The organism is Pseudomonas sp. XWY-1, assembly GCF_002953115.1.
Classification (GTDB): domain Bacteria; phylum Pseudomonadota; class Gammaproteobacteria; order Pseudomonadales; family Pseudomonadaceae; genus Aquipseudomonas; species Aquipseudomonas alloputida.
In genome coordinates, this window is record NZ_CP026332.1 from 2,870,655 (window position 1) to 2,891,366 (window position 20,712).

At 62.9% G+C, this 20,712-nt stretch carries 22 protein-coding genes and 1 pseudogene; 19 read left to right on the forward strand and 4 right to left on the reverse strand.

Annotated features, from left to right (window positions below; genetic code table 11):
* The first annotated feature begins 68 nt into the window (after window positions 1-68).
* Window positions 69-317, forward strand: coding sequence for a hypothetical protein (locus tag PRJ_RS13315; protein ID WP_104962877.1), 249 nt, complete (start codon window positions 69-71; stop codon window positions 315-317).
* Window positions 318-319: 2 nt separating this feature from the next.
* A complete protein-coding gene (gene fnrC / locus PRJ_RS13320) occupies window positions 320-1,117 on the forward strand; it encodes a Crp/Fnr family transcriptional regulator FnrC (RefSeq protein WP_104961638.1) in 798 nt (265 codons plus the stop codon).
* Between the two features lie 58 nt (window positions 1,118-1,175).
* Here fnrC and paaX read toward each other — a convergent pair whose 3' ends face one another.
* Together paaX and paaY are read right to left on the reverse strand one after the other, a co-directional pair.
* Complete coding sequence (gene paaX / locus PRJ_RS13325) at window positions 1,176-2,099, reverse strand: phenylacetic acid degradation operon negative regulatory protein PaaX (RefSeq protein ID WP_177429895.1); 924 nt, start codon at window positions 2,097-2,099, stop codon at window positions 1,176-1,178.
* 77 nt (window positions 2,100-2,176) lie between these two features.
* Window positions 2,177-2,776, reverse strand: coding sequence for a phenylacetic acid degradation protein PaaY (paaY, locus tag PRJ_RS13330; protein WP_104961640.1), 600 nt, complete (start codon window positions 2,774-2,776; stop codon window positions 2,177-2,179).
* 345 nt (window positions 2,777-3,121) lie between these two features.
* On the opposite strand from paaY, the gene paaF reads away from it, so the two are divergent.
* The 16 genes and pseudogenes from paaF (at window position 3,122) to PRJ_RS13410 (ending at window position 19,008) form a co-directional block, all read left to right on the forward strand.
* Complete coding sequence (paaF, locus tag PRJ_RS13335; RefSeq protein ID WP_104961641.1) at window positions 3,122-3,895, forward strand: 2,3-dehydroadipyl-CoA hydratase PaaF; 774 nt, start codon at window positions 3,122-3,124, stop codon at window positions 3,893-3,895.
* 34 nt (window positions 3,896-3,929) lie between these two features.
* The gene (paaG, locus tag PRJ_RS13340; RefSeq protein WP_104961642.1) at window positions 3,930-4,721 is read left to right on the forward strand and encodes a 2-(1,2-epoxy-1,2-dihydrophenyl)acetyl-CoA isomerase PaaG; all 792 of its coding nucleotides are present in this window, start codon (window positions 3,930-3,932) and stop codon (window positions 4,719-4,721) included.
* Window positions 4,722-4,723: 2 nt separating this feature from the next.
* On the forward strand, window positions 4,724-6,241 hold the full coding sequence (gene paaH / locus PRJ_RS13345) for a 3-hydroxyacyl-CoA dehydrogenase PaaH (RefSeq protein ID WP_104961643.1): 1,518 nt from the start codon (window positions 4,724-4,726) through the stop codon (window positions 6,239-6,241).
* Window positions 6,234-6,674, forward strand: a complete 441-nt coding sequence (gene paaI / locus PRJ_RS13350) for a hydroxyphenylacetyl-CoA thioesterase PaaI (protein ID WP_064492055.1) — start codon at window positions 6,234-6,236, stop codon at window positions 6,672-6,674. Before paaH ends, paaI begins: the two co-directional genes overlap by 8 nt.
* Window positions 6,667-7,887, forward strand: coding sequence for a 3-oxoadipyl-CoA thiolase (gene pcaF, locus PRJ_RS13355; RefSeq protein WP_104961644.1), 1,221 nt, complete (start codon window positions 6,667-6,669; stop codon window positions 7,885-7,887). The genes paaI and pcaF overlap by 8 nt, the downstream gene beginning before the upstream one ends.
* Window positions 7,888-8,008: 121 nt before the next feature.
* Entirely contained in the window at window positions 8,009-9,328 is a 1,320-nt protein-coding gene (gene paaK / locus PRJ_RS13360) for a phenylacetate--CoA ligase PaaK (RefSeq protein WP_104962878.1), read from the forward strand.
* A gap of 198 nt (window positions 9,329-9,526) precedes the next feature.
* On the forward strand, window positions 9,527-10,516 hold the full coding sequence (gene paaA / locus PRJ_RS13365) for a 1,2-phenylacetyl-CoA epoxidase subunit PaaA (protein WP_010954157.1): 990 nt from the start codon (window positions 9,527-9,529) through the stop codon (window positions 10,514-10,516).
* A 25-nt stretch (window positions 10,517-10,541) separates the two neighbouring features.
* The gene (paaB, locus tag PRJ_RS13370; protein WP_004374528.1) at window positions 10,542-10,823 is read left to right on the forward strand and encodes a 1,2-phenylacetyl-CoA epoxidase subunit PaaB; all 282 of its coding nucleotides are present in this window, start codon (window positions 10,542-10,544) and stop codon (window positions 10,821-10,823) included.
* A gap of 8 nt (window positions 10,824-10,831) precedes the next feature.
* Window positions 10,832-11,590, forward strand: coding sequence for a 1,2-phenylacetyl-CoA epoxidase subunit PaaC (gene paaC / locus PRJ_RS13375; protein ID WP_020190806.1), 759 nt, complete (start codon window positions 10,832-10,834; stop codon window positions 11,588-11,590).
* Window positions 11,577-12,110, forward strand: coding sequence for a 1,2-phenylacetyl-CoA epoxidase subunit PaaD (gene paaD, locus PRJ_RS13380; RefSeq protein WP_020190807.1), 534 nt, complete (start codon window positions 11,577-11,579; stop codon window positions 12,108-12,110). Before paaC ends, paaD begins: the two co-directional genes overlap by 14 nt.
* A 15-nt stretch (window positions 12,111-12,125) precedes the next feature.
* Window positions 12,126-13,202, forward strand: a complete 1,077-nt coding sequence (paaE, locus tag PRJ_RS13385) for a 1,2-phenylacetyl-CoA epoxidase subunit PaaE (protein WP_104961645.1) — start codon at window positions 12,126-12,128, stop codon at window positions 13,200-13,202.
* A gap of 152 nt (window positions 13,203-13,354) precedes the next feature.
* The gene (locus PRJ_RS13390; RefSeq protein WP_004374508.1) at window positions 13,355-13,663 is read left to right on the forward strand and encodes a DUF485 domain-containing protein; all 309 of its coding nucleotides are present in this window, start codon (window positions 13,355-13,357) and stop codon (window positions 13,661-13,663) included.
* Window positions 13,654-15,222: pseudogene (locus PRJ_RS13395) on the forward strand (cation acetate symporter); the annotation flags it as partial. The gene PRJ_RS13390 and the pseudogene PRJ_RS13395, both read left to right, overlap by 10 nt.
* Before the next feature lie 39 nt (window positions 15,223-15,261).
* Window positions 15,262-16,494 (forward strand): OprD family porin, encoded by a 1,233-nt coding sequence (locus tag PRJ_RS13400; protein WP_104961646.1) that lies wholly within the window; start codon window positions 15,262-15,264, stop codon window positions 16,492-16,494.
* A 37-nt stretch (window positions 16,495-16,531) separates the two neighbouring features.
* Window positions 16,532-18,586 (forward strand): phenylacetic acid degradation bifunctional protein PaaZ, encoded by a 2,055-nt coding sequence (gene paaZ / locus PRJ_RS13405; protein WP_020190812.1) that lies wholly within the window; start codon window positions 16,532-16,534, stop codon window positions 18,584-18,586.
* A 251-nt stretch (window positions 18,587-18,837) separates the two neighbouring features.
* Window positions 18,838-19,008, forward strand: coding sequence for a hypothetical protein (locus PRJ_RS13410; RefSeq protein ID WP_158682562.1), 171 nt, complete (start codon window positions 18,838-18,840; stop codon window positions 19,006-19,008).
* 78 nt (window positions 19,009-19,086) lie between these two features.
* On the opposite strand, the gene PRJ_RS13415 is transcribed toward PRJ_RS13410, so the two are convergent.
* Entirely contained in the window at window positions 19,087-19,356 is a 270-nt protein-coding gene (locus PRJ_RS13415) for a DUF6555 family protein (RefSeq protein WP_004374494.1), read from the reverse strand.
* A gap of 288 nt (window positions 19,357-19,644) precedes the next feature.
* Here PRJ_RS13415 and PRJ_RS13420 point away from each other — a divergent pair, with 288 nt between their 5' ends.
* A complete protein-coding gene (locus tag PRJ_RS13420) occupies window positions 19,645-20,043 on the forward strand; it encodes an NUDIX hydrolase (protein ID WP_104961648.1) in 399 nt (132 codons plus the stop codon).
* A gap of 1 nt (window position 20,044) precedes the next feature.
* Here PRJ_RS13420 and PRJ_RS13425 read toward each other — a convergent pair whose 3' ends face one another.
* Window positions 20,045-20,596: an ATP-dependent Clp protease proteolytic subunit gene (locus PRJ_RS13425; RefSeq protein ID WP_104961649.1), complete on the reverse strand. Its 552-nt coding sequence runs from the start codon at window positions 20,594-20,596 to the stop codon at window positions 20,045-20,047.
* Window positions 20,597-20,712: the final 116 nt, after the last annotated feature.

Below are 20,712 nucleotides of genomic sequence, written 5' to 3' on the forward strand. Positions count from 1 at the left end.
GCTTCACCTCCGCTGCCGGCAGGGACGCCTTCCTGCATTGTCGACCGATACATGCTTTGGAGGCCCTGATGAACGTTTACGTCGAGAAGAACACAGAGCAGGGACGCTGTTGGGTGCGCATGGATGACTGGCGGGTGGGTTTCAGTACGGCTGCCGAAGCCGAGCGGTTTGTCGAACGGCTTACAAGCCGCCTCAATGCCCCCCACTCGCGTGACATGCTTGCTGATTGGTCGCCCCATACGGGGATTACCGTCGGGCTCGGTGCGCGTAATGGCGCGGGGGCCCAAAGCGGCCTCCATAATGCGAAGGAGGCCTGAAAATGCCTGGCCAGCTGAAGGTCACCCTGCTCGACTCACCCAACCCTTTGCCCAAGGCAAACCCTATTCACCTCAAACCGCTGGTGAACCACTGCTTGGATTGCCGGGTAAGCGGCCTGTGCCTCCCCACTGGCCTGCCAGTTGACGAAAACAGCTGCCTGGGCGCGTTGATAGGCCCACGCATGCGCATTCGCAAGGGCGCCGCGCTGTTCAATGCCAACGATCCGCTGACCATGCTCTATGCCTTACGCTGCGGCAGTTTCAAGACCAGCCTGAACACCGCCGAGGGGCAAGGCGTGGTGATCAACTTCTGGATGCCGGGCGATGTACTCGGCCTCGATGCCATTGCCACAGAGCACCATGTCTGTGACGCCATTGCCCTGGAAGACAGCGAAGTCTGCCCTGTCCCCTATCGCCGCTTGCAAACCCTGGCGCGTGAGTTTCCGGACCTGCAGCAAAGCCTGAATCGCTTGATGAGCCGCGAGATCGTGCGTGAGCACGGGCGTGTGCTGATGCTGTGCAACCTGACTGCAGAACAGCGGCTGGCCAGCTTCCTGGTGGGGCTCTCCAGGCGCTTCGTCAGCCGCGGTTACTCTGCCCATGGCTTCATGTTGCGGATGTCTCGTGAAGACATGGCTTCGTACCTGGGTCTACGCCTGGAAACCGTGTGCCGATCCGTCGCCCGTCTGCGCGCGCTGGGTATCGTCGACCTGCATGGCAGGTTGGTAGAAATTCTTGATATGCCTGCACTCATGGCGCTCGAACAAGGTGGCGGTGAGTGTGAGGCCAAGGGCCCCTGAAGGCACCCTGCTCGAAGCCGTGAATGTTGGCCGCGGCGCTGTGAGGCGAGCACTCCCCTCAAGCCAACCCGCCAAAACGCTTGTAAAAACTCTCGCTCACGTCCGGCAATGGGCCATCTGCTGTTTCCAGCGCTGCATTCAACCATTCTTCGGCTTTGGCAAACACCAGTCGGTAGAGGTTACGGCACAACTGCCGCGCAGCCCTTCCCTCCCAGTCCCCTGGCAGCAGCTCGTCGGGTAGTTGCGGGTCGCGCAGCAGCAAGCGGCGGTACTCGTGAATCAGCAGCGTGCGCGCCAGGAAGCAATCTTGAGCATCCAGCAACGGCTGCTCTTTCAAACCTTGCCACAGCGGCCTGAACAGCTGGATAAACTCGCTGTATTGCTGCCCCAGTTCGTCGATACGCCAGCTTTCCCGCACCTGTGCGCGCATCGCCTTGGACGCGAGTACCTCTTGGGTGTGGGTGTCGAAGACGATACTGTCGTCGCCCGCCTCAAGATCACGCAACGTGGCCACCAGGTCGGCACGGTCTGCCCGTGGGCAACCCAGCAGGTTCGGCGCCATGACACCAAACCCCTGCCACTCCAGCTCTTCACGCACGGACTTGCGTTTACCCGCCTCGAGTTGCGACAGCAACACCAGCGTCCAAGCCCCGTCCCAGGCTGGCTGGCTTGGGCTATAGACGCGCTTGAAGGCTTTTTCGAAACGCCGACGGCCAGTGCCTGTCAGGCTGTAATAACTGCGTCGGCCCACCTTTTCTGCAGTGAGCCAACCTTCTTTGGTCAGGCGAAAGATCGACGTGCGTATCAGCCGTTCATTGATGCCGATCGGCTCCAGCAGGTTGATCAGGCTACCGAGCCAGACTGTACCGCCGTGCGGCTCGATGGCATCGCCGTACAACGTGATGATCAGGGAACTGGCGCGGATCGGCGTCTGTTCCTGAAAGCGGGTGATCAAGTGGTTCAGTGGGGCAAGAGTGCTCATGGGCGAACTGTGCGCGGATAAAGCACCGACTATACCTGTGCGGCGGGCCGCCTGGCCATTGCGTGTCACTGCCAGGCTCATGCGCTCGCCTGGCCCTTGGGCCTGACCCCGGTGTCTTCCATGCGCGGGCGCCCCGGCTCTGCCTCGGCCAGCGGCGGGCATTCGACCATGCTGTTCATGCAGCGCTGCGCCAGGTGCTGGTACTCCGTCGTCCCGCGCTGTTTCCAGGCCAGCTCCTTCTCGCTCAGTGGGCGTTTGACCTGGGCTGGCGACCCCATCACCAGGCTCTGCGCCGCGCATTCGAAGCCAGCTTTGACGAAGGCGGTGGCCGCGACGATGCAGCGAGGTGCTACATGGGCGCCATCCATCACCACGGCGTTCATGCCGATCAATGAATCTTCGCCGACGCGACAGCCGTGCAGCACGGCGCCATGGCCGATGTGCCCGTTACGCTCTACTACGGTGTCGCCCCCCGGGAAACCGTGCATCACGCAGGTGTCCTGCAAGTTGGCACCCTCCTCCAGCACGATGCGGCCGAAATCGCCCCTGAGCGATGCCAGTGGGCCGATGTAGCAGCAGGGTCCAACGATGACGTCGCCGATCAGGACTGCACTGGGGTGCACGTAGGCTGTCGGGTGAACAACGGGTGTCAGGCCGTCCAGTCGATAGCAAGGCATGGCATCACTCCTGAAATGATTTGAAATTTCTTTCGATCTTGTATCAGAAGCTGTTTGGTCGTCAATCGTGTATCACTTGTGTTGATTTGATTCCGGGAGGCAAAAAACAGCGTTAAATACCAGAAAATAACTAGATGAATCGATTCTTCTGCAGGTATTGCTCTGCGGCTTTGGCCGATGGAAAATAAAAAGAGATACGCGAATGCATTTTGAAACTTGCATTAATGTATCGCATGGAGCATATACTGACCTCACCTGGTCGTGATCCCGCATTACGCCCCTGCAAACAATTCCAAAAAATGCCGGCCACGCAATGTGCCGTGCGTGCAGCCAGAGGAACCCGACATGCCGCGATATATCGATGTGCAGGCGCCCGAACATGGCGTTCAGCTCATTACCCTGCAACGGCCCGAGGCCTTGAATGCCCTGTGCACCGAGCTACTGGCAGAACTGGCCGCTGCGCTGCAGGCTGCCGGGGACGACGAGCATGTCCGGGCCACAGTGATTACCGGCAGTGCCAAAGCATTCGCCGCAGGCGCCGACATCCGCGAGATGGCCGATCGCGACCTGGTCGGCATCCTCAATGACCCGCGCGTAGCGCATTGGCAAAGCATCGCCGCATTCGCCAAACCGCTGATTGCCGCAGTCAACGGTTATGCCCTGGGTGGCGGCTGCGAACTGGCAATGTGCGCCGACATCGTCATCGCCAGTACCGACGCCCGTTTCGGCCAGCCGGAAATCAACCTTGGCATCATCCCCGGTGCTGGCGGCACCCAGCGCCTGTTACGTGCTGTCGGTAAGCCGTTGGCCATGCAGATGGTGCTGACGGGGGAAGCCATCACTGCCCTCCGCGCCCAGCAGGCCGGCCTGGTCAGCGAAATCACCCAGCCCGAACTCACCGTAGAACGCGCCATGCAGGTTGCCCGCAGCATCGCCGCCAAAGCGCCGCTGGCTGTGCGCCTGGCCAAGGAGGCGTTACTGAAGGCCGGTGATACCGACCTGGCCAGCGGCCTGCGCTTCGAGCGCCATGCCTTCACCCTGCTGGCGGGCACCGCCGACCGCGATGAAGGAATCCGCGCCTTCCAGGAAAAGCGCCAGGCCCGTTTCCAGGGGCGCTGATCATCATTCTCTCGACTGACGGAGCGAGTCTGTCATGACTTTCCAGCACATCCTGTTTTCCATCGAGGACGGCGTTGCCTTCCTTTCATTGAACCGCCCCGAGCAGCTGAACAGCTTCAATACGGACATGCATCTGGAGGTGCGCGAAGCGCTCAAGCAAGTGCGCCAAAGCAGTGACGCGCGGGTGCTGCTGCTGACGGCTGAAGGCCGCGGCTTCTGCGCCGGACAGGACCTGTCCGACCGCAACGTTGCCCCAGGCGCCGAAATGCCTGACCTGGGCCAATCGATCGACAAGTTCTACAACCCGCTGGTGCGCACCCTGCGCGACCTGCCTTTGCCGGTGATCTGTGCGGTCAACGGCGTGGCAGCCGGTGCCGGTGCCAACATTCCCTTGGCCTGCGACCTGGTGCTGGCCGCCCGCTCGGCCAGTTTCATCCAGGCCTTCTGCAAGATCGGCCTGGTGCCGGACTCCGGCGGTACCTGGCTGCTGCCGCGCTTGGTCGGCATGGCCCGGGCCAAGGCGCTGGCCATGCTGGGCGAGCGCCTTGGCGCTGAACAGGCCGAGCAATGGGGGCTGATCTACCGCGTGGTGGATGATGCCGCGCTGCGTGATGAAGCCCTCACCCTCGCCCGCCACCTCGCCGCCCAGCCCACCTACGGCCTGGCACTGATCAAGCGCAGCCTCAATGCCAGTTTCGACAACGGTTTTGAGGCGCAGCTGGAGCTGGAGCGCGACCTGCAGCGCCTGGCCGGGCGCAGCGAGGACTACCGCGAAGGCGTGAACGCCTTCATGAACAAACGCACGCCAGCCTTCAAGGGGCGCTGAACATGGGCGCACTCGCAAGCAATGTGCAGGTGGCGGTGATTGGTGCCGGTGCCATGGGCGCCGGTATCGCCCAGGTCGCGGCCCAGGCCGGTCACCCCGTCAAGCTCTACGACAACCGCCCGGGTGCTGCCGCCCAGGCGGTGACGGGTATCGATCGCCAACTGACCCGGCTGGTGGACAAAGGAAAGTTACTGGCCGCTGAACGCGAAACGATCAATGCCCGCCTGTGCCCGGTCGATACACTCGAAGCCTTGGCAGATGCCGGCCTGGTGATTGAAGCCATCGTCGAAAACCTGCAGGTGAAGCAGGCGCTGTTCAGTCAGCTCGAAACCCTGTGCGCGGCCGACTGTATCCTTGCCAGCAATACTTCGTCACTGTCCATCACCAGCCTCGCCGCTGGCCTTGAACGCCCGCAGCACGTGGTCGGTATGCACTTCTTCAACCCGGCACCGCTGATGGCGCTTGTCGAGGTGGTATCGGGCCTGGCAACCGACCCTGCAGTCGCCGCATGCATCTACGCCACTGCCCAGGCCTGGGGCAAGCAGCCGGTCCATGCGCGCTCTACACCGGGCTTCATCGTCAACCGGGTAGCGCGGCCGTTCTATGCCGAAAGCCTGCGCCTGCTGCAGGAAGGTGCCGCCGATTGCGCCAGCCTGGATGCGCTGATGCGTGACGCGGGTGGCTTCCGCATGGGGGCGTTCGAGCTGACCGACCTGATTGGCCATGACGTCAATTACGCTGTCACCTGTTCCGTATTCGATGCTTTCTATGGCGATTTCCGCTTCCAGCCTTCGCTGGTGCAGAAAGAACTGGTGGACGCTGGTCACCTGGGGCGCAAGACCGGCCAAGGCTTCTATTGCTATGCCGAAGGCGTCGAGCGCCCGCAGCCGGCCGAACTGCACAGCTCCTCCCGCGCGGAGGCCTGCGTTGTCGAGGGCAACCTGGGGGTGATGCAACCGCTGGTCGAGCGCCTTCGCCAAAGCGGTATTGCCGTGACCCAGCGCGCCGGTAGTGGCCTGATCCAGGTGGGCGACGCCACCCTGGCCCTGTCCGACGGCCGCCTGGCTAGCCAACGTGCCCGTGAGGACGGGCTGCGCAACCTGGTGCTGCTCGACCTTGCGCTGGACTACAGCAGCGCCACGCGCATTGCCATCAGCTGGTCAGCGGATACCAGCGACAGCGCCCGTGACCAGGCCGTAGCCCTGCTGCAGCGTGCCGGCCTGAAAGTGACCGGTGTCGCCGACCTGCCCGGCCTGGTGGTACTGCGCACCGTGGCAATGCTTGCCAACGAGGCCGCGGATGCGGTGCTTCAGGGCGTCGGCAGCGCCGCCGACATCGACCTGGCCATGCGCGCCGGCGTCAATTACCCCTGCGGCCCGCTGGCCTGGGCGGCGAACATCGGTATTGCCCATACCCTGCGCGTGCTCGACAACCTGCAGCGCAGCTATGGCGAGAGCCGCTACCGCCCTTCCCTGTTGTTACGCCGCTGTGAAGCCAAAGGAGGCACCCTGCATGACTGAAGAGCAACTGGCACAAGCCTGTGCCGACGCCATGTACGCCCGCGACCCGGCCACTCAGGGCCTGGGTATCAGCCTGCTGGATGCCGGCCCGGGCCGGGCCAGCCTGCGCATGGCGGTACGTGCCGACATGATCCAGGGGCATGGCACCTGCCATGGCGGTTTCCTGTTCGCGTTGGCCGATTCGGCGTTCGCCTTCGCCTGCAACAGCTACGACCAGGCCACGGTGGCGCTGGGCTGCAGCATCGACTACCTGGCCCCGGCGCTGCGCGATGACGTGCTCACCGCCCACGCCAGCGAAGTCAGCCGCAAAGGCCGCACCGGCCTGTATGACGTGCGCATCGACAACCAGCGCGGTGAGCTGGTGGCGATGTTCCATGGCAAATCCTACAAAGTGCGCGGCACCGTGCTGGCACAGGAGACGCAAGATGAATGAACCGACTCACGCCGATGCCTTGATCATCGACGCCGTGCGCACCCCCATTGGCCGCTATGCCGGGGCCCTGAGCAGTGTGCGCGCCGACGACCTGGCGGCTATCCCGCTCAAAGCCTTGATCCAGCGCCACCCCGAACTGGACTGGAAAGCCATTGATGACGTTATCTTCGGCTGCGCCAACCAGGCCGGCGAGGACAACCGCAACGTGGCTCACATGGCGAGCCTGCTGGCCGGGCTGCCAGTCGAAGTACCAGGGACCACGATCAACCGCCTGTGCGGTTCCGGCCTGGATGCCATCGGCAATGCGGCACGTGCCCTGCGCTGTGGTGAAGCAGGGCTCATGCTGGCCGGTGGTGTGGAGTCCATGTCGCGTGCGCCGTTTGTGATGGGTAAGTCGGAGCAGGCATTCGGGCGTGCGGCCGAGCTGTTCGACACCACGATCGGTTGGCGTTTCGTCAACCCGCTGATGAAGGCCGCCTTCGGCATCGATTCGATGCCGGAAACGGCCGAAAACGTGGCTGAACAGTTCGGCATCTCGCGCGCCGATCAGGATGCCTTTGCCCTGCGCAGCCAGCACAAGGCTGCAGCAGCTCAGGCCCGCGGCCGCCTGGCGCGGGAAATCGTGCGGGTCGAAATCCCGCAGCGTAAAGGCCCGTCCAAAGTGGTCGAGCATGACGAGCACCCACGCGGCGACACCACGCTGGAGCAGCTGGCTCGGCTCGGCACGCCGTTTCGTGAAGGCGGTAGCGTAACGGCCGGTAATGCCTCCGGCGTGAATGACGGCGCTTGCGCCCTGCTGCTGGCCAGCAGCGCCGCGGCCCGCCGCCACGGCCTGAAGGCGCGCGGGCGCATCGTCGGCATGGCTGTGGCCGGGGTTGAGCCCAGGCTGATGGGCATCGGGCCGGTGCCTGCGACCCGCAAGGTGCTGGCGCTCACCGGTCTGGCACTGGCTGACATGGATGTCATCGAACTCAACGAGGCCTTTGCCGCCCAGGGGCTGGCCGTGTTGCGCGAGCTGGGCCTGGCCGACGACGACCCGCGAGTCAACCGCAACGGCGGTGCCATCGCCCTGGGCCATCCCCTGGGCATGAGCGGTGCCCGGTTGGTGACCACTGCCTTGCACGAGCTTGAAGAAACGGCCGGCCGCTACGCCCTGTGCACCATGTGCATCGGCGTAGGCCAAGGCATTGCCATGATCATCGAGCGCCTCTGAGCGGTTCAGACCCTGCGCTTGTTACCGAACTGAACGCAGCCGTATATGCTGCCTCCATGACACTCACCGCGTGGCCTGCAACCGCTGGCGCGCGGCGTACAAGAACAATTCGAGTGAAGCCATGAACATGTACCATGATGCCGATCGTGCCCTGCTGGACCCGATGGAAACCGCCAGCGTCGATGCCCTGCGCCAGCACCAGCTGGAACGTCTGCGCTGGAGCCTGAAGCACGCCTACGACAATGTGCCGTTGTACCGCCAGCGCTTTGCCGAGTACGGCATCCACCCTGATGACCTCAAGTGCCTGGAAGACCTGGCGAAGTTCCCCTTCACCGGCAAGAACGACCTGCGCGACAACTACCCCTACGGCATGTTTGCCGTGCCCCATGAAGAAGTGGTGCGCCTGCATGCCTCCAGTGGCACCACCGGGAAGCCGACGGTAGTCGGCTACACCCAGAACGATATCGACACCTGGGCCAATGTGGTTGCCCGTTCGATTCGTGCGGCCGGCGGGCGCAAAGGTGACAAGGTGCATGTGTCCTACGGCTACGGGCTGTTCACCGGCGGGCTCGGCGCGCACTACGGTGCCGAACGCCTGGGCTGCACCGTGATCCCCATGTCCGGTGGCCAGACCGAAAAGCAGGTGCAGCTGATTCGCGACTTCCAGCCCGACATCATCATGGTCACCCCGTCCTACATGCTCAACCTGGCTGATGAAATCGAGCGCCAGGGCATCGACCCGCACGACCTCAAGCTGCGCCTGGGCATTTTTGGTGCCGAGCCATGGACCGACGAGCTGCGCCGCTCGATTGAGCAGCGTCTGGGCATCAATGCCCTCGATATCTACGGCCTTTCGGAAATCATGGGGCCCGGGGTGGCAATGGAGTGCATAGAGACCAAGGACGGCCCGACCATCTGGGAAGACCACTTCTATCCCGAAATCATCGACCCTGCCACCGGCGAGGTGCTGCCGGATGGCCAACTGGGCGAGCTGGTATTCACCTCGCTGAGCAAGGAGGCATTGCCGATGGTGCGCTACCGCACCCGCGACCTCACCCGGCTGCTGCCAGGCACCGCTCGGCCGATGCGGCGGATCGGCAAGATCACCGGCCGCAGTGACGACATGCTGATCATTCGCGGGGTCAATGTGTTCCCGACTCAGATCGAGGAACAGGTGCTAAAAATAAAACAGCTTTCTGAGCTTTATGAGATTCATCTGTATCGCAATGGAAATCTGGACAGTGTCCAGGTGCACGTGGAACTGCGTGCAGAGTGCCAGCACCTTGACGAGGGCCAGCGCAAGCTGGTTGTCGGGGAGTTGAGCAAACAGATCAAGACTTACATCGGTATCAGCACCCAGGTGCACCTGCAGCCCTGCGGCACGCTCAAGCGCTCCGAGGGCAAGGCGTGCCACGTGTTCGACAGACGGTTGGCCAGCTGACCCATTCGGCTGCCATTTCGGCCCCGGCATTGTCCGGGGCCTTTTTTTGCCTGCGTTCTGCCGGGCACGCGCTGCTGCCCGACAGCCCTCTTGGCTGTCAACGTGATACACAAATCTTACTTGATACATATAAATGTGTTTGACGTTATGTTTTGTATCGCTTACAAATGACTCATGCCTTAGCAGGAGTCGCAGCACATGTACGCACAGCTAGTGGAAACCGGAGTCAAGCGCATCAAGTCGCTGGAAGAGATGTCCCCCGAGGAACGCAACTTCCAGGAAAAGATCGATGCCGAAATCAAGATCGAAGCCAAGAACTGGATGCCCGAGGCCTATCGCCAGACCCTCATCCGGCAGATCTCCCAGCACGCCCACTCTGAAATCGTCGGCATGCTGCCCGAAGGCAACTGGGTCACCCGTGCCCCCAGCCTCAAGCGCAAACTGCAGCTGATGGCCAAGATTCAGGACGAAGCCGGCCACGGCCTGTACCTGTACAGCGCCATGGAAACCCTGGGGGCTGACCGCGACGAAGAAATCGCCAAACTGCACAGCGGCAAGGCCAAGTACTCGAGCATCTTCAACTACCCCACCCTCAGCTGGGCCGACATGGGCGCTGTGGGCTGGCTGGTGGACGGCGCCGCCATCGTCAACCAGGTGGTACTGCAGCGCACCTCTTACGGCCCCTACTCCCGCGCGATGATCCGTATCTGCAAGGAAGAGAGCTTCCACCAGCGCCAGGGCTACGAAATGCTCCTGACCATGATGCGCCAGGGCACCCAAGCCCAGCGCGACATGGTTCAGGACGCCATCAACCGCCTGTGGTGGCCAGCGCTGATGATGTTCGGCCCGAGCGATGAACACTCGCCCAACAGCGCCCAGTCGATGGCCTGGAAGATCAAGCGCCAGACCAACGACGAACTGCGCCAGCGCTTCATCGACCAGACCGTGCCGCAGCTGGAACTGCTTGGCTGCACTGCGCCTGACCCTGAGCTGAAGTGGAACGCCGAGCGCGGCCACTACGACTTCGGCGAAATCCAGTGGGACGAGTTCTACGAAGTGATCAAGGGCAATGGCCCATGCAACCTGGAGCGTGTCGCCACCCGGCGCAAGGCCATCGAGGACGGCGCCTGGGTACGCGAGGCCGCAGTGGCCTATGCGCGCAAGCAACAGAACAAGAACGCCGCCTGAGCGGCGATAGATGCGGAGATCGAAAATGTCTGTCTGGACCCTCTACGAAGTGTTCGTGCGCAGCAAGCACGGCCTTAACCACAAGCACGTCGGCAGCGTGCACGCCGCCGATGCCGCCATGGCCATCGAGAATGCCCGCGAGCTCTACACCCGCCGTAGCGAAGGTGTGAGCCTGTGGGTGGTGCCTTCGGCGCTGATCACCGCCTCCTCCCCCGACGAGAAAGACCCGCTGTTCGCCCCCTCGGACGACAAGGTCTATCGCCATGCCAGCTTCTACGAGCTGCCCGACGAAGTCGGACACATGTGAGGTGGGCCATGCATAAAGAAGCCCTTATCCCCTACCTGCTGTTGCTCGGCGACAGCGCCCTGGTCCAGGGCCAGCGCCTCTGCGAATGGTGTGGCCGTGCCCCGGCCATCGAGGAAGAGCTGGCCCTGATGAACGTCGGCCTCGATCTGGTCGGCCAGGCCCGCAACTGGCTGGAGTATGCCGCCGAGCTGCTCGACGATGGCCGGGATGCCGATGCCCTGGCGTTCCGCCGTGACGAGCGCGCCTACCGCAACCTGCTGCTGGTCGAGCAACCCAACGGTGACTTTGCCGTCACCATGACCAAGCAGTTCCTTTACGACGCGTGGCACTTCGCCGTGCTCCAGGGGCTGGTCGAGTCCAGCGACGCGCGAATCGCCGGTATTGCCGCCAAGGCCCTGAAGGAAGTCACCTACCACCTGCGCCGGTCCAGCGAATGGGTACAACGTCTGGGCGGTGGTACCGATGCCAGCCGCCAGCGCATGCTCGCCGCTATCCCGGTACTGTGGCGCTTCACCGTTGAACTCACCGCTGGCAGCGACAACGAAGTCCGTCTGGCCGAATGCGGTATCGGCGCCGATCCCGCTACCGTCGGCGCCACCTGGCTGAAGCAGGTCGCCGCGACGTTTGCTTCGGTCGAACTGCCGCTGCCCAAGGCCGCCAGCCACTTCTACCTGGATGGCCGCAAAGGCCTGCACACCGAGCATCTGGGCCTGCTGCTGGCCGAAATGCAGTTCCTGCCAAGGGCCTACCCCGATGCAACCTGGTGAACTGATTGCCGGCGACCGCGGCGCACGGGCACAGCAAGGCGACGACCTGGCCCGCGCCTGGGCGGTATTGGGCCAGGTCATGGACCCTGAAGTGCCGGTGGTCAGCGTGGTCGACCTGGGGATCGTGCGCGACGTCGATTGGCGCGCCGGCCACCTGCACCTGGTGGTCACCCCGACCTATTCTGGCTGCCCGGCCACCGAAGTCATCGAAGGGGATATCCGCCAGGCGCTGGAGCAAGCCGGTTTCACCGCGCCAGACCTGGAGCGTCGGCTGACCCCGGCCTGGAGCACCGACTGGATCACCGAACTGGGCCGCGAGCGCCTGCGCGCTTATGGCATTGCGCCGCCGCAAGGCAGCGCCAGCAAGCGCAGCCTGCTCGGCGAAGCCCCCCAGGTGTGCTGCCCGCAATGCGGCAGCGCCCATACCGAATTGCTCAGCCAGTTCGGCTCCACGGCCTGCAAGGCGCTGTACCGCTGCCGCGAGTGCCTGGAGCCATTCGACTATTTCAAATGCATTTGAGCCGTGGAGACCACCATGAGCCAGTTTCACAGCCTGACCATCAAGCAAGTGCGCAATGAGACCCGTGATGCGGTATCGATTGCCTTCGATGTGCCCGAGCACCTGCAGGACCAGTTCCGCTTCACTCAGGGCCAGTACCTGGTCATGCGTACCCAGCTGGACAACGAAGAAGTCCGCCGCTCCTACTCCATCTGCAGCGCCGTGCAGGACGGCGAGCTGCGCGTGGCCGTCAAGCGCGTGCCGGGCGGGCGCTTCTCGGCGTTTGCCAATGAAGTGCTCAAGGCCGGCCAGCAACTGGAAGTGATGCCGCCATCGGGGAGCTTCTTCGTGCCACTGGACCCGGCTCGCCAAGGCAACTATCTGGGGGTAGCTGCCGGCAGCGGCATCACCCCGATACTGTCGATCATCGCCACTACGCTGGCCAGCGAGCCGCACAGCCGTTTCACCTTGCTGTACGGCAACCGCTCCAGTTCGGGGGCGCTGTTCCGCGACAAGCTCGAAGACCTGAAAAACCGTTACCTCGACCGCTTGAACCTGATTTTCGTGTTCAGCCGTGAACAGCAGGACGTCGACCTGTACAACGGCCGCATCGACGCCGACAAATGCGGCCAGCTGTTTTCGCGCTGGCTGGACGTTGCCGGGCTGGACGCGGCATTCATCTGCGGCCCGCAGGCGATGACCGAGACCGTGCGTGACAGCCTGCAGGCCAACGGCATGGCCAAGGAACGCATTCACTTCGAGCTGTTCGCCACCGCCGGCAGCGAGGCCCGCCGCGAAGCCCGTGAGGCGGCACGCCAGGTGGATTCGGCGCTTAGCCATATCACCGTGATCAGCGACGGCCGGGCACTGAGCTTCGACCTGCCGCGCAACACCCAGAACGTGCTGGACGCCGGCAACGCCATTGGCGCCGAGCTGCCCTACTCGTGCAAGGCCGGCGTGTGCTCCACCTGCAAGTGCCGGGTGATCGAGGGCGAAGTGGAGATGGACAGCAACCATGCCCTCGAAGACTACGAAGTGGCGGCCGGGTATGTGCTGTCGTGCCAGACCTACCCGGTGAGTGACAAGGTGGTGCTTGATTTCGACCAGCTGTAGACCGAGGCGACTGCTTCGCGGGTAAACCCGCTCCTACAGGGCCTGCGCAGGGCCTTAGGGCGGCATCCTTACCTGCGAAGAGGGCCTGAGCAGCAACGCAATACCCCGCGTGACCTCAACACAACAATTACAAAACCAAGAGATCGCTTGCCATGACACCCGAACGCATAGAAAGCATCGCCAACCACCCCGACTTCCAGCACCTGGTGCGGCGCAAACGCCGCCTTAACGGCAGCCTGACCCTGGCCATGCTGGTGGTCTACTACGGCTTCGTCCTGCTGGTTGCGTTTTCGCCCAGCACCCTCGGCCAGTCCCTCAGCGGCGGCGTGACCACGGTCGGCATGCTGGTGGGCGTGCTGATGGTGCTGCTGTCCTTTGCCCTGACCGGCATCTACGTACACCGCGCCAACAACGTGCTCGACCCGCTCAACGACAAGGTCAAGCAGGAGTGCGCACAATGAACTGGACAGCCATTTCGATGTTCATGGTGTTTGTCTGCTTCACCCTGCTGGTCACCCGCTGGGCTGCCCTGCGCACCCGCTCGGCCAGCGACTTCTACACCGCCGGCGGCGGCTTGAGCGGCATGCAGAACGGCCTGGCGATCGCGGGCGACATGATCAGTGCCGCTTCGTTCCTGGGCATTTCCGCGATGATGTTCATGAACGGCTACGACGGCCTGTTGTATGCCCTCGGTGTCCTGGCGGGCTGGCCGATCATCCTGTTCCTGATTGCCGAGCGCCTGCGCAACCTGGGCAAGTACACTTTCGCCGACGTGGTCAGCTACCGGCTGGCGCAAACCCCGGTGCGCTTGACCTCGGCTTTCGGCACCCTGGTGGTGGCGCTGATGTACCTGGTGGCGCAAATGGTCGGCGCCGGCAAGCTGATCGAGCTGCTGTTCGGCATCAGCTACCTGTACGCCGTGATGCTGGTCGGTGTGCTGATGGTTGCGTATGTCACCTTCGGTGGCATGCTCGCCACCACCTGGGTGCAGATCATCAAGGCGGTAATGCTGCTGTCGGGCACCAGTTTCATGGCCTTCATGGTGCTCAAGCACTTCGGCTTCAGCACCGAGGCCATGTTTGCCAGTGCCGTGGCCGTGCATGCCAAGGGCCAGGCGATCATGGCGCCAGGCGGCTTGTTGTCCAACCCGGTGGACGCCATTTCCCTCGGTTTGGGCATGATGTTCGGTACCGCTGGCCTGCCGCATATCCTGATGCGCTTCTTCACTGTCAGTGATGCCAAGGAAGCACGCAAGAGCGTGTTCTACGCCACCGGTTTCATTGGTTACTTCTACCTGCTGCTAATCGTTGTCGGCTTTGGCGCCATCGTCATGGTCGGCACCGAGCCGTCCTACCGCGACGCCACTGGCGCCATCATCGGTGGCGGCAACATGGTCGCCGTGCACCTGGCCCAGGCCGTGGGTGGCAACCTGTTCCTGGGTTTCATCTCTGCCGTGGCCTTCGCCACCATTCTGGCTGTGGTCGCTGGCCTGGCGCTGTCCGGCGCATCGGCCGTGTCCCACGACCTGTATGCCTGCGTGATGCGCAAAGGCAAGGCTACCGAGCAAGAGGAAATGCGCGTGTCACGCATTGCCACGCTGGTCATCGGCCTGCTGGCGGTGATCCTGGGCCTGATGTTCGAGTCGCAGAACATTGCCTTCCTTTCCGGCCTGGTGCTGGCGGTGGCCGCTTCGGTCAACTTCCCGGTGCTGCTCCTTTCCATGTTCTGGAAAGGCCTGACCACCCGCGGCGCGGTGTGCGGCAGCATGGCCGGGCTGGTCTCGGCGGTGCTGTTGGTGGTGCTGGGCCCGGCGGTGTGGGTCAACGTGCTGCACAACGAAACGGCGCTGTTCCCCTACAGCAACCCTGCGCTGTTCTCCATGAGCCTGGCCTTCCTCAGTGCCTGGGTGTTCTCGGTTACCGACAGCTCCGAACGTGCCGTTGAAGAACGGGGTCGCTACCTGGGCCAGTTCATCCGCTCCATGACCGGTATCGGCGCGGCTGGCGCCAGCAAACACTGACTGCAAGGACGAACAGACATGTCGGGTAAAACAACAACAATGAACCGCACACACTTCATGTCAGCCGCCTGGCTGGCCACCCTCGCCCTGCCGATGCCCGCGCTGGCCGACTTCATCGGCGACAGCCATGCACGCCTGGAGCTGCGCAACCACTACATCAACCGTGATTTTCGCCAGAGCAACGCCCCGCAGGCCAAGGCCGAAGAATGGGGCCAGGGCTTTACCGCCAAGCTGGAATCGGGCTTCACCGAAGGCCCGGTCGGCTTTGGCGTGGACGCCTTGGGCCAGTTGGGCATCAAGCTCGACTCCAGCCGCGACCGTCGCAACACCGGCCTGCTGCCTTTTGGCCCGAACAGTCACGAACCGGTCGACGACTACAGCGAGCTGGGCCTGACCGGCAAGGTTCGCGTGTCCAAGAGCACCTTGCGGCTGGGCACCTTGCAGCCGATCCTGCCGGTGGTGGTGTACAACGACACCCGCCTGCTGGCGTCCACCTTCCAGGGTGGCCTGCTCACCAGTCAGGACCTCGATGGCCTCACCTTCAATGCCGGACGCCTGACCAAGGCCAACCTGCGTGACTCCTCTGGCCGCGACGACATCGGCTATGGCGCTGCCAGCAGTGACCACCTGGACTTTGGTGGTGGCAGCTACGCCATCACCCCGCAAACCACGGTCAGCTATTACTACGCCAAGCTCCAGGACATCTACCGTCAGCAGTTCGTCGGGCTGATCGACACCCGCCCACTGGCAGAAGGTGTGAGCCTGCGCAGTGACCTGCGCTACTTCGACAGCCGCAATGACGGTGCCGAGCGTGCCGGCAACATCGACAACCGTAACTTCAACGCCATGTTTACCCTGGGCGTGCGGGCGCACAGGTTCACCGCCACCTGGCAGCAGATGTCCGGTGACAGCGCCTTCCCGTTCGTCAACGGCGGCGACCCGTTCACCGTCAACCTGGTCACCTACAACACCTTCACCCGCGCCGGGCTGGACTCTTGGCAAGTGCGCTACGACTACGACTTCGTTGCCATGGGCATCCCCGGCCTGAGTTTCATGACCCGCTACACCGACGGTCGCCACGCGGAAACTGCCACCGTGACCAATGGCCGCGAGCGCGAGCGCGACACCGACATCACGTATGTCATCCAGAGTGGCCCGCTCAAGGACGTCAGCCTGCGCTGGCGCAATGTCACCTTCCGCTCCGGCAACGGCCTGACCAACGCCGTGGACGAAAACCGCCTGATCATCGGCTACACCCTGGCGCTGTGGTAACAGCGCCCCCCACTTTTTGAACAGCATGGAGAACAGCATGTCTGCCGCCCCTACTCTGCAAAGTTTCATCGCCGGCCGTTGGCTCGGCCAGCACGGCGCCCAGGCCCTGCGCAGCGCCCTCGACGGCCACGTACTGGCCTACAGCCATGAAGAGCGCCCGGACTTCGCCGAAGCTGTGGACTACGCGCGTGCACGCGGCCTTGCTTCGCTGATGGGCATGGATTTCCAACAGCGTGCCCAACGCCTCAAAGCCCTGGCCCTGTACCTGGCCGAACGCAAGGAGCAGCTCTACGCCCTGTCGCACCACAGCGGCGCCACCCGGGCTGACAGCTGGATCGACATCGAAGGCGGCAACGCCACGCTGTTCTCCTATGCCGGTATCGGCAGCCGCGAGCTGCCGTCGGGTAACCTGGTGCACGAGGGCCCAGCCATACCGTTGGGCAAGCAAGGCCATTTCGCCGGTAGTCATATCCTGGTGCCACGGGCAGGCGTTGCGGTGCACATCAACGCGTTCAACTTCCCCATCTGGGGCATGCTGGAAAAGTTTGCCCCGACGTTCCTGGCCGGTATGCCCTGCATCGTCAAGCCGGCGACCTCGACCAGCTATTTGACCGAGGCCGTGGTACGCCTGATGAATGCTTCCGGCCTGCTCCCCGAAGGCAGCCTGCAGCTTGTTATCGGCAGCACCGGCGACCTGCTCGACCGCCTGCAGGGGCAGGACGTGGTGACCTTCACCGGCTCCGCCGACACTGCCGCGAAACTGCGCGTGACGCCCAACCTGATTCGTAACTCGGTGCCGTTCACCGCCGAGGCCGACTCGCTCAACTGCGCCATCCTTGGCCCGGACGTGAGTCCGGACAGCGAAGAATTCGACCTGTACATCAAGGAAGTGGTGCGTGAAATGACCACTAAAGCCGGGCAGAAGTGCACCGCCATCCGCCGCGCGATCGTCCCGGCCAGGCACCTGGATGCCGTTGCCACGCGCCTGCGCGAGCGCCTGAGCAAGGTCGTGGTAGGCGACCCGTCGCTTGAAGGTGTGCGCATGGGGGCCCTGGCCTCCCATGACCAGCAGCGCGACGTCGGCGAGCGTGTGCGCAGCCTGCTGCAGAGTTGTGACCAGCTGTTCGGCGCCAGCGATGGCTTTGCCCCGCGTGGCGAAGGCGTGGCAGAAGGCGCGTTCTTTGCGCCAACCTTGTTGCAGGCCCGCGATCCGCATGCCGAGGGCGGCGCCCACGATATCGAAGCGTTCGGCCCGGTCAGTACGCTGATGGCCTATGACGACCTCGACGAAGCCTTGGCACTGGCTGCCCGTGGCAAAGGCAGCCTGGTGGCGACCCTGGTCACCGCCGACCGCAGCGTGGCCGCCAAGGCTATCCCGGTGGCTGCTGCCTGGCATGGCCGTCTGCTGGTGCTCGATAGCCAGGCCGCCAAGGAGTCCACCGGTCACGGCTCGCCGCTGCCGCAGCTCAAGCACGGTGGCCCGGGCCGCGCCGGCGGTGGTGAAGAGCTGGGAGGCCTGCGTGCGGTGAAGCACTACCTGCAGCGCGCCGCAGTACAAGGCTCGCCGAGCATGCTCACGGCGGTCACCGGCGAGTACGTGCGCGGCGGCGAAGTGATCGAAACCGAAGTGCACCCGTTCCGTCGCTACTTCGAGCAGCTGCGTGTCGGCGAGTCGCTGCTCACCCATCGCCGCACCGTGACAGAAGCTGACCTGGTCAATTTCGGCTGCCTGTCAGGCGACCATTTCTATATGCACTTCGACGAAATCGCCGCCAAGGCGTCGCAGTTCGGTAAACGCATTGCCCACGGTTACTTCGTACTGTCGGCAGCGGCCGGGCTGTTCGTGTCGCCCGGCGCCGGACCGGTATTGGCCAACTATGGGCTGGACACCCTGCGCTTCATCAACCCGGTGGGCATTGGCGATACCATCCAGGCGCGCCTGACCTGCAAGCGCAAGATCGACCAGGGCAAGACCAGCCCGCTGGGGCAGCCGCAGGGGGTGGTGGCGTGGGATGTGGAAGTAACCAATCAGCTGGGTGAATTGGTGGCCAGCTATGACATCCTGACCTTGGTGCTGAAAAAACCAGCATGATGTGTTGAAGCCACTGGCCTCTTTTCGGGCAAGCCGTCTCTGACCGGCACTGCACAGCTCCCCCGTAGGAGCGGGTTCACCCGCGAAGAGGCCAGTAGCTGCTCAAGGCGCTTGGGATCAATGCACCTAAGTGGCTGCCGTGAATTACTCAGGTACCTGAAACCGTTGGTCAGCGACTGCCAATGCTCAGTGGACCTCTGGCGTGCACCTGTCGCTCTTAATTCATAAGGATCATGAACGAGGACTGCACCATGAATTCCCTACTGCGAATGGGTGGCGGCAATGTTGAAGATGACTGGCCGGAGCTGGAGCCGGATCGACGCAATGATCGGGCAGACGACCCGGATACCGACCCTAATGTGACTGATGATGAGGAAAACCGTCCCGGCGTCCCGGCCAGCGACCCTGACTCTGGCGCCTGACACTAGGAGTGTCAGCGTACACTGCAGGAGCGGGCACGTCCGTTCCTGCAGTTTCTTTTACCGGTTGCAGGCGAGCTGTTAAACCATCGCCGCCGGATCGCCCACCGACTGGTTGGGCTTGCTCCCCGAAATCCGCCAGCTCACGGCGGTAATGCCGTAACGCTCGGCCATCGGCCGACTGACCTTCCTGATTTTCTCGCGACCGAACTTGGGAATGATGCCGATGCCCGCATCACAACTTGCCCAATGCCAGGCCTCGGCATTGTCCAGGCGTTCCAGGCGGATGATGAAACTGCGCGGCTGGTCATGCAGTTTGTAATCGATTATGTACAGCTGTGGGCTAGGCATCGCAGGGGGCCTCCTCTTCTCCATGGATGACCTTTTGATTGATCGGGCCATGGCCAGAAGATTCAAAGTTTTTGTCGACCTTTGTTACCAGTGGCCGAATGTGCGCCCCTGCCGAGAGCCTGTTTTATCGCTGTGCTTGATCGCTTTGCTGTCAGCTGACCGTCGGTACGAAAAGCAGCACACAATATATTTGCGTGACGGATGTGACCGTTCGTCAGCTTCAACGCAACGTTTATTGCCAGCCAGGGCCGAAACTTCATGCAATGAAGGAATTGCCCAGGAGCCTGAATGAAGCCAGTCAAGCATCGCGCCACAATCATTTGCCGGCATGGCAAGCAGCGCCACAAATGGTTGTGGGTAAGAAAGCCCAACGCGCCCTGGACCCTTCCAGGCGGCAAGATCGAGCCCGGCGAGACACCTATGCAGGCCGCCGAGCGGGAGTTGCTGGAAGAGACTGGGCTACAGGCTGAATCGCTGGTTTTGTTGATGCGCCACGAAACGCCAGAGCGGATGCATTACGTGTTCGCAGCGGAGTTTGCCGACGCACCGCAGCCTAGGGCCCGGCATGAGATCTCCGATTGCCGCTTTGCCCACCTGGACCAGGTGGCTGTGGTGAAGGGCGAGATCAAGGCCCTGATCCGCTCCTTGCTGGCTTGTGACGCGAGCACTGCAGCGTCCGTTCGGTGAGCTAGGCGTGCACACTCCACTGCGTTGCGTCTGACGCGATGGGCATCTCGTCGATTGCATGGATCATTCCGTTTTCCAGCGCCTCCCGCGGCGCCAGTATCCTTGGATAGGCCATTAGATAGCGCGGTACATCCAAAACCTCGGTCGCGCCTTTCGTGCGCTCCGCCACGATCTGCGCATACAGGCGCAGGTCGTAATCCAGGCTCATCGCATACTCGGACATCCGCGAATGGTCCACCGAACCATGCAAGGTCCAATGAAACGGGTGGAAAAGAAACTTGCTGAAACTGCAAGCCGTGCGTCGCTCTCCGGCAAGGAAGAGGATATTGCCCATGGATTCCACCGTACCCAGGTTGTGGGTATGCACCTCCACGGGTAACGCCCGCAGAAAGTTGTACAGGGTAAACCCATAGCTGCATTCGCCGCCCATGGTGGCGATGTTCAGTTGCAGAAGCTCGGCACCCTGTTGCAATGCCCGCGAGCAGGTCGTGATCAGGTTGCCACAGGTTGACGAATTGATCGGTCCGGTGAAGTGGATGATATGTCTGGCCATGCTTGCCTCCACGGGTGGCAGGTCATTGCTTGATCTTTTGCCCATCGTCGCCCAGCCCGGCCCTCTGGCGGTGGGCGAAACGCTCGAATGTCATCCTGGCACCCTTCCATGAAACG